This is a genomic window from Aerococcus viridans (assembly GCF_002871935.1).
Classification (GTDB): Bacteria; Bacillota; Bacilli; order Lactobacillales; family Aerococcaceae; genus Aerococcus; species Aerococcus viridans_B.
In genome coordinates, this window is sequence record NZ_PNHQ01000002.1 from 38,652 (window position 1) to 54,916 (window position 16,265).

The following is a 16,265-nucleotide window of genomic DNA, read 5'->3' on the forward strand; positions in this document are numbered from 1 at the left end:
TCATGCTCCTTTTAATAACGCTAATTCATCTTGTAAACTCGCTATTTTTTGTTCTAATTTGGCTACTTTGTCGTCTACTTTAGTATTTAACTGCTGAATAGCCAACGTGTTATACATCGTTTGCTTACCAGCATCGATGCCATAGATATCACTTTCACTGTCATACGTCATCAGTTCTGGTGTGTTTTGGGCAATTAGACCAATATCTACATACTCGCCATTTTTCCTCCAGTAATACTCAACTAATTTCCAACGTTCGATTGCTTCTAAAGCTTTGATAGCAGTCTGCTTGATATTGGTTTTCAATCGCTCATCAGAGTTGTAAGATAGCTTTCCTACCCTAGCAATATCATTACCATTCATGTCGATACCAGTATATGCTCTAATCGTACCGTCTACTGCCAATTTAGTTGACCCAGCAATCGCTAAGTCATGTCGTAAACTTGCATTGTAGTACATACTAGAGTTTTGCTGACCAAATATGTAACCACCATGTCGGAAATTTAAACGATAAGCATTTTCGATTGGACGAGAAAGCATATCCAAAGAAGTGTGTATAGATACTTTACCGCTATCTTGTGGAGAAATTGTCAAAGCGTCATTATATCCATTATCAATACTTGCTGATGATGATACGTACGCAAGTGATAATACATGGTTGTAATTGACACCGATTCCGACAGTATGACGTTGACGGCCTCCCCACATAATATTTTCGTCACCATAATTACCGTTGGTGTAATCTCGACTAGCTTTAAAGTAACCAATCGCACCAGCTTTATTACCTTGACCGTTAAACAAGTCCATACCTGTTGGTGTAAAGTAAGTACGTCGCCAGTCTCCTGTACCTGTCGTATACATCCCTGTGCCGTCAACTCTTACATGTTGCCCATTGGCTTCTTGCCAGTGTGTACGTATAAACTCACTGATATTACCAGTAAGTCGGTTAGTATCGATCGAGTTCGCCCGTATCCGTGAACCGTCTAGCGTACCAGTCGTGATATTGTCTGCGTTAACCTTAATAGCATTCACTTCTTTTGCCCAGAAGGCACCATCAACACTAGTTTGTCCAGATAAGGCTATTTTATTCCCTTGAATAACTACCCCTTGAGTGTTTATATTGATTTGGTTAGAGATGTCACCTTTTGATACTTTTAAGTTAATATTATCTGATAATTGAGTAATCTTACTTGCACTAGTCTCGCCTACATTAATAATGTCGTACTCTGATAAGTACCATGTAAAGGCTGATGATGCACCAGTAACAGATAGATGGCCAAAAGTTGAAAATGTTCCGCTAGTACCAAATCTATAATAGTAAGCGTATGTTTCCCATTTACCAGTACCCTTGTTATCTGTTAGCCATCCAGATGACCAGCCATTACCTAAGCCATTTTGGTTGTATGCAAAGCTTCTGCCCGTTGGCAAGTAAGCTACAAATTTAATAACCACCGTACCGTTAGCCCAACTTGTAGTTGATTTAGCTATACCCCCACGATTAGGTGCTGTTGCGCTAGAAGTACCATGATTTAGTCTAAGTCTCCATTTTCCGTAAGGTTGCCCTGACGTGGTTGGCGACTCTCTTAGCATTGTAATTGTGTCTGTTTTACCATTATCATAAATGCTAATACTATTATTGCCCTTATCAAAATATGGGTCGTCAGTCATACCCGTTCCACTTGCCATACCAGCAAGTAAGTTAGTCCGTTCAATAACTTCCGTCTGGAACATTTGACTCGTCTGCACCATGCGACTGACATTTTCGCCAACTGCACTATCAGTCGTCCCTAACGTGCGATCGAATAAGTTCGCCCGATTAATCAATTTCTGGTAATCAGCTAAGTAGCTTGTTGGCGTTTCTTGGATTTTAGCAATCAAGGCTTCGTTTCCATCAGCAGTCTGTTTGACTTGATTGAGACTTGTTGTAGTTGCATACTTACTCAATTCTGATTTATCTGCTTTATTAACTAGTGTGGATTGCACATTAGATATAATGGTCTTGTTACCATCAGCAGTGGATTTTACATCATTAATCCTTGTTGACAAGCTACCTGTGTCGCTTTTAATAGCGGTTAAGGTCTCCTGTACCAGTTTATCTGTGGCTTCGTAATCACGCTTGAATAAGCTAAATTCCTTAGTACCTAGCATGTCCGAAATAGCTGGTTGCCAATCAATACCTACCGTTCCTTCTACTAATGTAGCCCAGTAGATTTCTCCGTTGGAACTGCTGGATGACGGATAATTATAAAGTGATACTCTATTCTCTGTCATATTATTAATCGTATATTGCGTTGCAGTAAAACTTATTTCCCACACTCTACGATTCTTCAGGGCGTTGTAGGTAGTATCTGTTCTAATAACATTAGCTGTACCATTTCCCATGAAATCGCCCATTCTCACAAGACCGTTAGGTGTATAGAGCATAAAGTGTTCACGGTTACTAAATCCAAATAATCTAAAAGTATATGTTTTACCTACTTCTAAAGGCTTAGTTAACCACCAAGTTGCTATACGATATTCTGTATTTACGATTGATGGGCTATCCTCACTATTATGCCAGCTATCTTTCAATAAGTTTCTAGCGCTCGATAAGTCTTTAATACTGCCTTCAAGCGTCGTCACACTCTCTCTGACGCCCTTGATACCACTCTCATAGGTAGCTTGACTCACCTTACCGCCCAATAAACCATCCGTTTCAGTTTTAGTGTAAACACTCTTCAAACTTTCAGCGGTCTCTGTACGGATGTTTTGAGCAAGAGTAGTTAAGTCACCAGTTTTAGCATAGCTAGTCAATTCCTGACGCACTTTTCCAGCTTCTGATGTCGCTTGTGTACGTGCGTATGACTCTGTTGCTAAACCGTTTAAATCCGTTGATTTCGCATAACCAGTTAAGCTCTCTGTGATTTGAGTGGCTGTTTGTGTTTTCACGCTTTCGTTAAACTGATTTAATGCAGTGCTTACGTCAGCACTCGTTACTTTCTGACTGATTTCGCCCTTTAAATCATCCACTGACTGCTCAACAGTTGACAGCTTACCACCCATTTGACTAGCTTTTTCAAAGGCGTTATTAGCTGTATTTCGCACTGTGGCTAAGTCACTTTCTACCCGTTTCTCCATGCTATCCACTGCATTAAGCATATTCGCTATCACGGTAGATAATTTTCTAAAGGCTATTTGACTAAAATCAGCTATACTGCTTGCGATACGCACATAGCTTGCGTTTGATGGCATAATAAGTTCATTATCCGGTGTAGCAGTAAAGTATTTCAACCCTGTTCCGATGTCTGTCTTGATTTCTTTGCCATCGTAATAAGCTATCGCATTACGGTTAGCATCATAAAAGTAGACTTGATAAACGGCATACCCACCAATTAACTTATATCTTTCTCCACTATCTACTCGTATATAGTCGGTAGTTTTATAAGCATTATTAGACATTAACTTACCTTGAGCATTCAGCCAATAGCCATTATTTAAACTATTAAGACTAATAAGGTTTTCACCAAATTCTTGCATTGCTCTATCGACGTTTCTCAATGCGGATAAAGCATTGTTATAGCCACTATTAATTAGCGTATATAAGTTATTTTGATTACTTAATTTAACCGTATCAGCGCCACCAGTAGCCGTAGAATAGCTTAGACGTACAAAACCATCAGCAGGGGCATTAAATGTGCCTGTGTTACCAAAATAAGCCGTACCGCTTGGTGTCAGTACAACTTTACTACCGTCATAATAACCGAGATTATTTTTACCAGTATCGTAAAATGCTAACTTATAATAATGCGATACGGTTGATTCAAGAGATAATAAATCATCTTTATTAACAGGGATATAATCGGTAGTGTCATATCCATTGTTAGCGACTAACTCACCATAGTTGGTTAGCCAAGTTTTATGATTCGTTACTGTTTGGTCTGTGACCAAGTCTTCCGCTAACTGACCATTTAGGCTAGCAATCATCTTCTGATGCTCACCTAATAAATTATCTGCAACACCTACTTTATCCAAAGCACTTTTGGCCTTAGTATCAGCTTCTGCGATTGAAATAGTCATATCTTGCGTTTTCTTCTCAATTTCGGCGAATTGACGCTCAAATGCCGTTTTATCAAAACTAACTCGACGCCATTCAACGCCATTCCAGCCGTAAATTACAACATCCTCTCTACTAGTATCGTACCAGGTATCCCCAATATTTAATTTATACTCTTGAGGATTAGGCGCTTTACTGCTCCAATAGTTATTAGTTTTCCCATCTGCACTAACTCTTACCTCAGTTACCTCTCTACGAGTTTGAGCTATTTCATCTCTTAGTTCATTGATACTATTTTGGGTTTTAGCCTGCCCACTGATTGCTTCGTGCACCATGCCAAGAGAGTTAGCTGTGATGTTATGGTCGATTAGTTCACCGCTAGTATCGTATTTACTGGTATAGCTAACAATTCGAATTTTTCGTTTAAAACCTAAATCCTCATTAATCGCCATAATATAGTCGCCTTCTTGAGGCTGTTTGTATTCATATCCGGCTTTAGTGAGGTCAGCCATATCAAGTGCTACACTAATAGAGTAGCTACCTTCCACGTTATTCTCTAATCTTGCCTTTAAACTATTAGAATTTGTATAACGTTCATCAACTACAGGGTCAGCATCTAATCTTCCGTAGATTTCGACTAAAGGGCTGAGGTATTCTACTTCAAGACGACCTTTAGAGTGGTCTTCTTTATCAAACCAAGCTCCAAAACCTTTTTGAGCAGTCACAAAATCTCCGATATTCTTTTCAATTGATAAATCATTTAGGTTAAAACCCTTACGAACCACTGTAGATAAGTCGTTTCCAACCCTATCTAATACACGAACCACACTGCCGTTGACACTGAATTCTACACCAGCAGAATTAATTACGTCATTAAATAAGGCCAATCGGCTTCTATATCCAAAACTTTGCTTCTCAAAAGCCCCAACCTTCGAATCTAGTCGATAGGAATAATCTGTCCCTTTGAAGATAAAATCAAGATAGGTTTGCATTGTGTGGCTACCATCACGCAATTGCTCATTTTTAGCGCTTTTTGAAAAATCATAGAAAAAGCTATGAACCGCGTCGAAATCAACCTGAATCACTTCACCTAAATCGACAGGCTTAGCGTATATGAAAGCATACGTTTCACCTTCAAAGCGTAATTTCCACCCACGATCAATCCCATGGATGACCTCTTCATTAGTGTAGATAGTTCCTGAGATAGACTTTTCGCCATTTACGCCGTGGGTCACACCAAATTCAGCTAAAGCCCCATGGCCTTTACCTTTTTCATCAATAATATATAGCAATATTTCACCTCCCTATTTATAGAATTCAATCAAGTCCACGACTTCAATCGTCCCTGTAAAATCAGTAGAGATAGGCACAGATTGATTAGATGAGGGCTTTAATTCAAAGTATTCATAATTCGTATATTCGTTAACATTGGCAAAGTTCAACCAAGTTTCAACACCTCTCAACTGGAACACGTCTCCAGTTTTAATCTGAGTAAGACTTTTATGCTCAAATCGCTTATCGCCTACTTGTACATAAAAGTCACCTTTTTGAGCTTGTGTAGCGGTTAACTTTAAATACCATGGACTCTCAAGTTGTGAATTAGTCGCTGTACCTGCGTACGGTATAGCAGTAGTCACACGTACAGTTTTCGGAACAGTTTCGCCAAAAGGCATGCCAACCGTCTCGAAATCAATAGCGAAACCGTATAACAGTCCTGCGCCTGACTTACCCTTAAAGTTAAACTCTATATCTCCAGTGTTGATTACTCTATACCGGTAGCGTTCGGCTTCATGGTCTACTCTTGAGGTATCAATTTCTTCGTTTGATTGACCCGGCATCTCAAAATTATACAGGTCTGAAGTAGGAGACATCTTAGTGATGTAATACCCATTCTCGTCTACTATTTCAGCGTATAGTTCCTCTCGAATATCATTAAATCCTGTAACACCCATAGCGTAGAAAGTGCCTGTAATACTGATTTTCTTGGACACGAATCGGTGGCCGGATTTCACCCGACCACTCCTATTTGTTATTTCCTGGTAATTGACTTGTAGACTCGGGGCGGATACGTCGAATGTACGAACAGCTAACCCCAAATCTGAAAGTCTGAAGCTTTTGTCTTTCTTAGTTAATAGCGCGTCCACTTAATCAGCCTCCAAAATAATTTGCTTTATTTTCTTTTCGTCCTCTAATCTCGTCAACAGTCGTTTGAATTCTATCTCCGATAATCTCGTTATGCACATAAGTTTTATGCTTAGCTAACTCAACCTCGTCGATTCGTCGCTGGGCTTCATTGATGTCTGATGATAAGCCATTATCAATGATCCGTCCGTTAGCTGTAATGGTGCTATCCATGTCAGCACTTTGGTTTGCAACTGCAGTAGCGTACTCTCGTTTAAACCCATTTATAAAGTCTAGATTAGGCGCTTGAGGAGTCATTGCTTCAGTCACTGAATCGGCGACTTGAGAGGCAGACTTGACTAGATAATTAATCATGTCTAGCATACCTACGCCAAGACCTTCAGATATGAATTCACCAATTTCCATCATCACACGAGAAGGAGAGTGGATTTTCATTGCCGACCGGATAGTTGCTGTCACTCTGTTTGCAATGCTTCTAGCGGCGGCTATTGCACTCCCTGCGCCACTCATGATACCTGACGTCAAACCGCTCATTGCAAAAATACCCGCGCCTGTCATTGGGCCACGCATGGCTCTAAAAGTGCTGACAATTCTATTAGCACCGCTTTGAGCTTGAGAAACTGCTTGGCTCATTCCGCTTCTAAAGGCAGATACCAGGCTACTCATACCGCTTCGAGTCGCTGAGACAGATTGTGAGATAGATTGTCGGATTGAATTTCTCACACGATTCATCGAGTTTTGAACTTGAGAATTAATCTGACTAAAGGCCGTTCTTGTCGAATTGCTGATATTGCTTAACCCGGATTTAAAGGTATTTTGAATAGCTGTCAATGCCGATTGGGCGTTTGACTTCATTTTGTTTAAATTGTTGGATACATCACTAGACATCTTATTGAAGTTGCTAGCAACATCCGAACCCATACCTTGAGTAGCACTATTCACACCGTTAGCCATGTTTGTGGCATTGGAGACTGTCTGACTAGACATATTAGCACTTTGGTTAGCTACTCCAGAGGCCATGGTGCTCGCATCAGCTACTGTTCCTAGTTGCATTTGACCTGACTGACTAGTCACGCCACTAAGCATTGATTGCGCATTGCCTGTAACTCCGCTAGACATGCCACTCGTAGCAGTGATAGCGTTGTTCATCATGTTCTGCGCGTCAGCAGTTACGCTTGTATTCATCAAGCTCGAGTTAGTCTTAGCATTCGCTTGCATGGTTTGCATGTTCGCGTTAACGCCTGTAGCCATCGCCGAGGTATCTAACACAGCGTTAGATTGCATAGCGTTGATATCACTATTTACTCCAGTTGCCATTAAACTGGTCTGCGCAGTAGCATTCGCATTCATCGAGCTAAAATCTAAAGCTGATTGATTAGCCATAGCGCTCGTATTCGTCTGCACAGTAGTCGCCATAGCGGCGGTGTCGGTACCTACTTGCACGCCTGCTTCCTTGGTTTTCCCTGTAACGGCATCCCAAATACTAGTAAACGCGCCTTTAATGGCTTCTCCCACCCCAGAAATCAAGTCCGGAATGGCTTGCAAAATACCCATACCTAGCGATTTAATAATTTCCCATCCTGCTGATATGATAGATGGTATGTTTGTTAGAATGCCAATTGCAATTTGAGCAATAATTTGCAGTCCTGCGCCTAAAAGTTGAGGCAAGGCTTGAACCAACCCACTGAATAGTGCGCTAATTACCTGCATTCCTGATTGAATGATATTAGGTAACGCTTGCCCGATACCAGATATAAGCTGACCAACAATCTGAACAGCCCCCTGAAGTATCAACGGAAGATTAGCCACTAAACCTTGAATTAAGGTTACAATTGCTTGCGCCCCGACTTGGATAAGTTGAGGCAGTAACTGCATAGCACCTTGAACCAAGTTCATAATGATTTGAATACCAGATTGGATAATTGTTGGCAAGTTAGCGTTTAAGCTGTTCACGAAACTCATCAAAATCTGTTGCGCCGACGCAACAATTTGAGGGATATTTTGCAAAATTCCTTGCGTTAGCTGAACTAGGAATTGCATACCAGTGGCCAATAGCTGAGGCAGTGCGCTCGCAATTGAGCTTACAAAGCTAGTCACGACTTGTAGAGCTGAGCTTATCAGCGAGGCACTGTTCTGCCCAATTCCTCTCACAAGGGAATTGATAATTGCTACTCCGCCTTGGATAATAGCCGGTAGATTAGCACTTATAGCTTGAGCCAATTGCGCTACTAGCTGAGTACCACTATTAATTAGTTGAGGTAACTGACTAACAATACCATTCACAAAATTAGTGATAACTTGTGGACCTTTTTCAGTTACTGTAGACAGCATTGCACTAATCTCATTACCAAAGGCGTTATTAACTATTCCTAGTCCAGCTACAACTAATCCTAAAATTGCTGCAGGCCCTAAAGCAGCTAGAGCAACACCAGCGAAACTTAGGACTGAACTCGTTAATGCTCCAAAGGCTTTCACTCCAACCTGACCTAATGTAGCGGTTCCAGCACTAAAAGCAGTTATGGTACCTCCTAAATTCACAAAGGCCGGTGCTAGCGTCCCAACAAGTATCGAACCAATCCCCCCAATAGCCGTACCGACACTACCTAACAAACCGATTGCTGTAGGGATTAGCGGTAAAGCTAAAAGTTGGAAAATATTTACTTTTTCTAGACTTGCCAAACTCGACACTATGCCTGGCACAACGCTCTGAACTTCTCCACCAAACTGCTGAATAGCACCTTTGGCCATGTTAATCATTTCGGCCATTTTAGGTAGCCCGTTATCCGCCAAGGATTTGTCGATAGCATCCATAATTCCCTGGAGCTGAACAGTTACTGCATTCTTTAAGTTTTGGAACGAGGTTCGAATACCTTCTGTGGCGGTTTTCGCTTGTTCTGCAAAACCTTCTGTTCCTTCGTTCAGCTCTATTAATTTATCTTGGAATTGGTCAAACGTAATTTCCCCTGATTTTAGTGCTTCATAAAAGTCTGAAGTAGCACTGTTACCTGCAAAGCCAAAAGCTTCAGCAGTTTGCATAAGTGCTCCAGGCATAGTCTCTTGTAAGGTCCGCCAAGACATCATATCTACCTTACCAGTAGAAAGCATCTGAATGTATTGATCTAAACCACGACTTGCATCAGCAGTGCTTGCGCCACTTGCCAGAAAAGCATTATTCAACGCAATAGCAGCATCAGTTGAGCCAGACAAATCACCCGTAACGCTTGTTAGACGTTGTACGTTCCCAGTGATATCGTCTAAAGTGGTGGGTAGACCATCGATACCCTCTTTCAGCTTATCGGTAGCTGACTGAGCTTCTTCCGAGCTAAACCCCCACATTTTCATGATTTTCGGGAACTGGTTTAATGTATCAAATCGAGATATGGCGCTATCTAAAGACCCCGTAATGGCGCTAATCGCCTTTCCGGCTATATTAGCTAAGCTAAAGGCACTAGCTAATTGCATTACACTGGAGGTTAGTCCATTGGCGCCTTTAGAGCTTCTAGCGAAATGATTAGAAATGCTATTAAGCGTGCTTGTCGCTTTTTTAGCCATGATGTTTAGCCCGTTGGTAAAAGCGTTAGCCATCCTATTCGCTACATTCCCTGCCACCCTAACCAGAGGATTAAGGGCGTTCGCTACTCGATTCGCAGCGCTTAATGTGCCTCTTACGATGCTGTTTAAACCGCTTAAGAACCCATTAGAAAAGCTAGTCCCCAGTCGTGAACTGGTTACCGCCAAACTCGCAAAAGTATTAGAAATTATACTGCTAGAGTTTTTGGCAGAAAAAGCCATACGGCTGAACCCCATAGAAATACTTTGAAAGGCTCTTGCGAACGGTGCGCCCAGAGATGAATTTACTGCTGAGCCAATACTCTTTAAAGTTGAGGTTGTAGCGCTACCTAAGTCTTTTAGCGCTGAGCCAAAGCCTTTTGATAAGCTACTGCCTATTGTAGAAAATCTAGCTGATACACTATTTAAGCTAGAAGCAACGCTTTGCCCAAAGCTCGTCACAGCATTAGACATAGACAACATCAAATTATTCCAACTGCTAGATGAACTCGTACCTAGCCTTGTGAAAATCCTACCGATTTTGTCTGTAACGTTTTGAACGTCCCCTCCAAATTTGCTAGCATACTTTGACATGTTTTGAAACATCGTGCTTAGAGAGTGTGCAGCAGTAGTTGAAGCATGCTTTATGGGAACAGAAATTGAATCAGGTATTTTCTTAGCAATACCCGACGTCATACGCTGTATTTGACCCATCGCAATCTTCAATCCGCCCGAAAAGCCTTGGCCAATCTTTGAACCTAAGCTAGATGAGCTTGAAGCTAGCGAATTGAATAACGACATTAGTTCTTGGACCATTTGCGAACCGCTTTTGCTCGCCGTGTTTTTCGCTACATCAAAAGCTTTTTGAGTTGAATTCACCACTGTAGCCATAGCCTTCTCGTATCCACCTAAATCCGCTCCTATAAGCGCTTGTATTGAGCCATCAAATGCCATATACCGTCCTCCTTTCTAATCTTTATTAAAGATATTATTTGCTTTCTGAATTAAGTCACCAAACCCTGTGCTAGGCTTGTTTTCTTTTCTGTTTCGAACGAAAGCGACCTCGATAGATCTTTCAACCTTACGTCGATTGAAAAGGTCAGTCGCTTTAAGTTTTTTCTTGTTCATCGCTGTACGGACGTTTAAAGCTAGTACAGCCAAGCGCTCCTGTTCATCGGCATTCTTGTACGCTAGACCTTTTTGAACAGCCTCAAGCTCATATCTTGTGTAGCTCATAATCTGGTCTATATCTGTCAAGCCGACTTTGGCGCTAGCAGTGATTATTTCAAGGCGTCTTTCATTCGTGAAACCAACCGCTGTACTGCTACCACTTGAAGTTTTGAATTCTCGTCTTTTCGAGCTTTCAGCATTTCTGTGCTCTGCTCCATATTTTCGATATATTTCAAAATCTTCGTCTTGAAAAAACCGCTCTCGACCATCTCACTTTTTAGGTCTTCAAAAATCTGAAGATATGTCTCTTCTTCATTCTCTGGGTCTACCTTAGCCTCAATAGCTTTGATAGCGTCATCTTCTGTAGCAGTTTTATCCGCCAATTGAATTAAATCGGTTAAAGCTGTATCGTCGCAATCTAGTACTTTTAAAAAGAATGCCCCAACCCCATCGGAACCTCGTTCGCCAGTTTCTTTGTCTTTAGTGCCTAATCGCTTGTTCATTTTGAACATCAGAGCGTAGTTAAATTTAATATCTACCGGTTTGTTTTTAATTAAAAATTCCATTTAAAATTATTCCTCCTAACAAAATTAGGGCGGAAAAACCGCCCCACCTAATCAACTATTCAGCCGTTTCATTCTCACGAGCAGTTTCACCCTCACGAGTAATTGCATCATAGTCTCCAGTAGTCTCACCAGGGTTTTGGTAAGCATACACTTCATTTAAGATGCTCACTTCGTCATCAGTTAGAGGGAATCGACCATCTTGTAAAGCACCTACCACAGATAGTTCATAGGAAAGCTCTACTAAGTCTTCAACTCCTGAAGCTTTCTCGATTTCAGATACTTTTGCATATCCGAATTTAGTTGGATAATATTTTTTTGAACCTTCACCCTTAGCTACCGATTCGTCAACGACTACTTCCCACACTTTTACAGATTTACCTGTCTTTTGAGCCTCTTCTATCACTTCTACGGACTCGTCTGCAGGCGCGAAGTATTGAGTGACTTCAATAGTATGCTCATCTGTTGACTTCTCTAAAATTCGACCTTGTTGCGTTTGCTCATCCGTGAATTCTCCGCCCAAAGTGGTAGACCCGTCTGTTCGATACGCGGGTAAAATCGCTGCACTGCCTAATGGCGCGTCAACTGATTGAATGAAATAGAAAATTTTCTTACCGGTAATTGGTTTACCAGTCGTCATTGTAATTGCCATACTTTTATCTCTCCTTTTAAATTAAAGTTTTAGAAACACGCATAAAAATACGGTAGATTTCTCTACCTAAAGAGTCGTCTACCGTAATTTCCGCGTTATTAGTTACTTGTCTACCTAAGAGCTTTCTAGCTTTGAATTTGACTTCTTCGGCGTGCGCTCGGTCCCCAATGGGCAGATAAATATCCACCATTTGAGAGATATCCTCCATCAAATGACCAGATTGAGCGTTTCGTTCAACGCTAGTATAAGTGCCTATCACGATTACTTCGTCTAACTGCTCGCCTAAATCACGTTCATAGTTCTCTAGCTCCTTAGTACTAAAAAAGACTGGTATCCCAAGCGGAGCCAGTCTTTGTTTTATCTCTGCTAAAAATAGCGTTGTGGGTGAGTATTCTTCCATATCCACCCTCCTTATCAATTAAACATTCTCTTGAGTTTATTCATCAGGACAGGAAATTCTTCTTCAACAGCCGGGTATAGAAAGGGTTGTGGGCTTTGTCGTCTTGTTCCTAACTCAACATAAATTGAGTATTCAGCCGGACTAGAGACTTCCCACTGTAGCTTTCCCACTTTATGACTAAATATCGACATTGACATAAAACCTGTGTCCCATGGCGAGTAATACTTCGCTTTACGCTCTATTCTTAGCGCTGACCGGTTAAGTTCCCTATCAACCATCACTTCAGCATTTTTGGTTTTCTGGTTGACGGATCTAATAAACTTCTCCAATCCTTTAACCTTGTAAGTAATACTCATACATACACCACCGTCGAATTCCTGTGGAATCGTAGTCCTTTGACTTGCCTTGTCTTTCCTTGGTACTTCACTTCATCAAAGCCCTCATAGTGACCTTGTAGATGCAATTTAAAACTAGCTAAATTGTACGAGCCGAAAAGACCCATTTGCTCATTATGCGTTAAACTTCCACGTTGGCAAGGGACTACTAGGTCTTTGACGATTGACTTATATTCTCCAAGAGGGCCGTCGCTTTTAATTGTTTGAGTTATCTTAATGGTGACCCTATCATTATATATCATCACACCACCGCCTAAAATATAACCCTGAGGTAGCCAGGCTTACTTAGGTCTTCAACAGGGTCAAAGTAGCCGGCTAGTATATCCTCATACTCAGATAGATATCCTGATTTCCACTTAAACGCCCGGCCTTCTTCAGAATCTTCGTTCGCCCCTTCAGAGTTAAGCCTGTTAAAGCGCACGACTGCTACGTCGCGTAGAATATATTCGATATCAGGCGGAATATCTACAAGGGGCTCCGCTTTATGCGCATTGATGTACCCAAGAATCCGAGACTCAGAATCCGCTATGATTAGCTTGATTAGGTCATCTTGAGCTCTATCGGTAATACCTTTTAATAGCTTGACTTGTTCCAGCATCTCCACTAATCATCAGCTCCTTTCTAAGCTTAGGCGCTTGCTCCTGCTTCCGAGCCTTCATCGATTGGTTCGTCTGCCTCGGCTTCAGTAGTCATTAAGTACACTAAGTTCGCACCCTCGAATGATGGTAGTGTAACCATTTCTGCACGAGTCTGTTTATTAACTGGGTCAGTCGTCATTGTCGTAACAACAGCTACCCCTGTATTGACTACTGATACATCAACATCTTGACGAGAAGTTAAGTCCATCTCTGCTGGAGAAGTACCATACACTGTACGTCCTAGTGTTTGATTAGGAATTAAAGTAACGTGCCCATCTGGAAAAATCTTATGAGCTTGTCCATCGTCACCGACATTTGTTGCTTTCACGATTTCAAGTGTCACACCGTATTCGTTTGATAAGAATTCAGTCAATTCTCGGTTAGTCACATCCGGCGTTGCGTTTTGCACGTTTCCTTTGATTTGGCGCTTAGTTGACTTAGCGTCACGTAGATACCCGAAAGTGCGGTTATTCATCACAGCGCCTTCAATCGCTACACCGTTATCCGCCATCTTATCAACTGCTTCTGCGATATCTTTTAGCGGTGTTGCGTTATCAGCGTCAGACCAGTTATTCGCTACTGTTCCTTTATTCTCTTCTGGTACAGAGTAATCGTATTCTTGTTTAACACCGTTTGAGTCGATTGCTAGTTTACCTGTTGCTAAGACTTGCATACGCATAGCTTGCACACGAGCTTGTGCTGCTAGAATTAAGTTAGCTGAATCACTGAAGATTTTTGTTAACACAGTATCAATTAAGGCTTGGTTACCTGTCATCTCTAAGATTGCTAACTGTTGACGGTCAGACTCTTTAACTAAGTAACCTTCTTTGAAGAATGGCATACGTTCGCTATTCAACTCGATTGGCATACGGTCACGAAAAGTGGTACGTGTGTCAAACGCTGAAGCACGTAATTGAACTGCTTTGTTACCTGAACCTTTAATATATTCTAATGTTAGACCCAATTGCTTTTCAGCGGGGAAAAGGCGTGCACCTAGAGAATCATCTTGGGTTGTAGTTGCCTCAAAGTACCCTACAACATTTTGAGCTGTTACTGCTGTTTCTAATAATGGCATATTTTATATTCCTCCTTCTTAAATCCCATTGACAAATTGAATATGCTTCAATTTTGTTTGTACGTTTGCTGGTGCATTCCCAGCAGGTAATCGGTCAGCTCGCACAGTACCTCGATATACTAATGCTGCTGTCGCATTTCCATCTGTTAAGTCAATATCTGAAAGTAAAATACCGTCTACATCTCCTGAAGCGCCAGTTGTTTGAGTGGCTAACTGGTCTCGGTCATTAAAGATTGAACCGTCCACGCCTTTCAAGATTGTACCGGCTTTTAAAATTTTACGACCATTTTCAGTTACTGTTCCTGCTGTTGAAGCATCTACTGTGATTGAGATCGCATCGTAGTCTAAGTTATGTAAGACCTCTAAGCCTGTTCCAAATACATTTGCCATGTTTTAATTTCCTCCTTTAAAAAATTGTTCCATTTCGCTTACCATGCTGTTTACCTAAGTCTGCACCAATATTTGAAGCTGTTTCAGCTTTAGTAGCTCCAAAGCCCGGTGTAGATTGTGCTAATTGGACTTTCACCTCATTGGCTACCGCCTCATTAAAGCGGTCTTGCAATTTATTTGCACGCTCGACTGCTTTTTCAACACTTCCTTCACCAGCTAACAGCTCTGCAAAGTCAGTCGGTAGGCCCTTATCTGCTAAATCTGCTTTAATCTCGGACACTAACTTTTCGCGTTTAAATTCTGCGCGTTCTTTCTCAAAATCAGCACGTTCATCATCTAGCTCTCGCTGACGTCGTTCTTCTTCAGAGAGTTGAGCATAATCCTTTTCTTTCTCGATTGCATTTTTAGCAATTTCCTCTTTTTGAGCCTCGAAATCAGCTTGCTGTTTAGCCAAAGCCTTTTGCACAGCTCTGTTTACTTCCGAATCCAATTGAGATTGTGTGAAGGTAGCCGGCGTCTCTGTTTTAGTTTCAGTGGCATCCGATGCTTCATTGCCAGTATCATTTTCAGTCGTAGCATCATTTTCGGCAAAAAACTGTAAATTAAACGGTACTAATGGTTGCTTTTCAATATTCATCTTAAAATTCTCCTTCGCCCACGCTAGTGATTAGTCGAAATAAAGTTCTTAGGTTCTCAGACTGCCACACTTGCCTCGTCAGGCTCGCTAGTCAGCTTTGAATCTAATCCCCTACAACGCTCTAAACCCACGCTAGTGCTCATATTTACCCAGTTTATTGACTTATGGCAGGTCAAAACAAAAACCACTAGCGATTACCTAGTGGTCTACGTCGTATTCATAATTGCTTTTTTCTTTTATAGCTTTAAACAGCTCTACATCTAAATAGTCAATAGTAATAGTCAATCTGTTATTAGGGTAATCAAGGCGTTTGTCGCACGCTTCAAACTCTTCGTCAATTCTCACGTCTGTAATATATTCAAGCTCACGAATTCGTTTTAAAGCTCGTTGCACTGGTTCAGGCTGCTCTTTATTGTTTTTACTTTTATAAGCTAGGTCACCGTATGAGCCAAGCACTGTATAATCACTGTGAACAATAAGCTCATCATCGAAATTAAAAGGAATACTAGCTATTAGTTCATAGGTGTCTTTTTTAACTACATCGATAAAAGTAATTCCTTTCTTATCTGCACCCACTGTAGTCTTAATATATTTATCCGAAATCACATTCTCTACCCCTTC

Annotated in this window: 13 protein-coding genes; all 13 read right to left on the reverse strand. The window is 41.2% G+C overall.

The genetic code is table 11. The features are described 5' to 3' along the window. Positions 1-5,325, reverse strand: a complete 5,325-nt coding sequence (locus tag CJ191_RS01105; protein ID WP_102198710.1) for a phage tail protein — start codon at positions 5,323-5,325, stop codon at positions 1-3. A gap of 12 nt (positions 5,326-5,337) precedes the next feature. Continuing rightward, positions 5,338-6,177: a phage tail domain-containing protein gene (locus CJ191_RS01110; protein ID WP_102198711.1), complete on the reverse strand. Its 840-nt coding sequence runs from the start codon at positions 6,175-6,177 to the stop codon at positions 5,338-5,340. Positions 6,178-6,181: 4 nt separating this feature from the next. Beyond that, a complete protein-coding gene (locus tag CJ191_RS01115; RefSeq protein ID WP_102198712.1) occupies positions 6,182-10,678 on the reverse strand; it encodes a tape measure protein in 4,497 nt (1,498 codons plus the stop codon). A 15-nt stretch (positions 10,679-10,693) separates the two neighbouring features. Continuing rightward, the gene (locus tag CJ191_RS01120) at positions 10,694-10,981 is read right to left on the reverse strand and encodes a hypothetical protein (protein WP_102198713.1); all 288 of its coding nucleotides are present in this window, start codon (positions 10,979-10,981) and stop codon (positions 10,694-10,696) included. Positions 10,982-11,004: 23 nt separating this feature from the next. Continuing rightward, a complete protein-coding gene (locus tag CJ191_RS01125; RefSeq protein WP_102198714.1) occupies positions 11,005-11,460 on the reverse strand; it encodes a tail assembly chaperone in 456 nt (151 codons plus the stop codon). Between the two features lie 55 nt (positions 11,461-11,515). Further along, positions 11,516-12,109, reverse strand: a complete 594-nt coding sequence (locus tag CJ191_RS01130) for a phage major tail protein, TP901-1 family (protein WP_102198715.1) — start codon at positions 12,107-12,109, stop codon at positions 11,516-11,518. A gap of 16 nt (positions 12,110-12,125) precedes the next feature. After that, a complete protein-coding gene (locus tag CJ191_RS01135; protein WP_102198716.1) occupies positions 12,126-12,509 on the reverse strand; it encodes a hypothetical protein in 384 nt (127 codons plus the stop codon). Positions 12,510-12,523: 14 nt separating this feature from the next. After that, on the reverse strand, positions 12,524-12,865 hold the full coding sequence (locus CJ191_RS01140) for an HK97-gp10 family putative phage morphogenesis protein (protein WP_102198717.1): 342 nt from the start codon (positions 12,863-12,865) through the stop codon (positions 12,524-12,526). A 292-nt stretch (positions 12,866-13,157) separates the two neighbouring features. Next, the gene (locus CJ191_RS01150) at positions 13,158-13,502 is read right to left on the reverse strand and encodes a phage head-tail connector protein (RefSeq protein WP_102198784.1); all 345 of its coding nucleotides are present in this window, start codon (positions 13,500-13,502) and stop codon (positions 13,158-13,160) included. 29 nt (positions 13,503-13,531) lie between these two features. After that, positions 13,532-14,617 (reverse strand): major capsid protein, encoded by a 1,086-nt coding sequence (locus CJ191_RS01155; RefSeq protein WP_102198719.1) that lies wholly within the window; start codon positions 14,615-14,617, stop codon positions 13,532-13,534. Positions 14,618-14,635: 18 nt separating this feature from the next. Continuing rightward, positions 14,636-15,007: a hypothetical protein gene (locus CJ191_RS01160; RefSeq protein WP_102198720.1), complete on the reverse strand. Its 372-nt coding sequence runs from the start codon at positions 15,005-15,007 to the stop codon at positions 14,636-14,638. Positions 15,008-15,023: 16 nt separating this feature from the next. Next, positions 15,024-15,644: a DUF4355 domain-containing protein gene (locus CJ191_RS01165; RefSeq protein WP_102198721.1), complete on the reverse strand. Its 621-nt coding sequence runs from the start codon at positions 15,642-15,644 to the stop codon at positions 15,024-15,026. A 198-nt stretch (positions 15,645-15,842) separates the two neighbouring features. Then, positions 15,843-16,250: a hypothetical protein gene (locus CJ191_RS01170; RefSeq protein ID WP_102198722.1), complete on the reverse strand. Its 408-nt coding sequence runs from the start codon at positions 16,248-16,250 to the stop codon at positions 15,843-15,845. Positions 16,251-16,265: the final 15 nt, after the last annotated feature.

Bases quoted from the DNA above. Each gene is read 5' to 3' on its own strand.
- CJ191_RS01115 (WP_102198712.1), bottom strand. From the start codon at position 10,678: ATGGCATTTGATGGCTCAATACAAGCGCTTATAGGAGCGGATTTAGGT.
- CJ191_RS01125 (WP_102198714.1), bottom strand. From the start codon at position 11,460: ATGGAATTTTTAATTAAAAACAAACCGGTAGATATTAAATTTAACTAC.
- CJ191_RS01130 (WP_102198715.1), bottom strand. From the start codon at position 12,109: ATGGCAATTACAATGACGACTGGTAAACCAATTACCGGTAAGAAAATT.
- CJ191_RS01135 (WP_102198716.1), bottom strand. From the start codon at position 12,509: ATGGAAGAATACTCACCCACAACGCTATTTTTAGCAGAGATAAAACAA.
- CJ191_RS01140 (WP_102198717.1), bottom strand. From the start codon at position 12,865: ATGAGTATTACTTACAAGGTTAAAGGATTGGAGAAGTTTATTAGATCC.
- CJ191_RS01150 (WP_102198784.1), bottom strand. From the start codon at position 13,502: ATGCTGGAACAAGTCAAGCTATTAAAAGGTATTACCGATAGAGCTCAA.
- CJ191_RS01155 (WP_102198719.1), bottom strand. From the start codon at position 14,617: ATGCCATTATTAGAAACAGCAGTAACAGCTCAAAATGTTGTAGGGTAC.
- CJ191_RS01160 (WP_102198720.1), bottom strand. From the start codon at position 15,007: ATGGCAAATGTATTTGGAACAGGCTTAGAGGTCTTACATAACTTAGAC.
- CJ191_RS01165 (WP_102198721.1), bottom strand. From the start codon at position 15,644: ATGAATATTGAAAAGCAACCATTAGTACCGTTTAATTTACAGTTTTTT.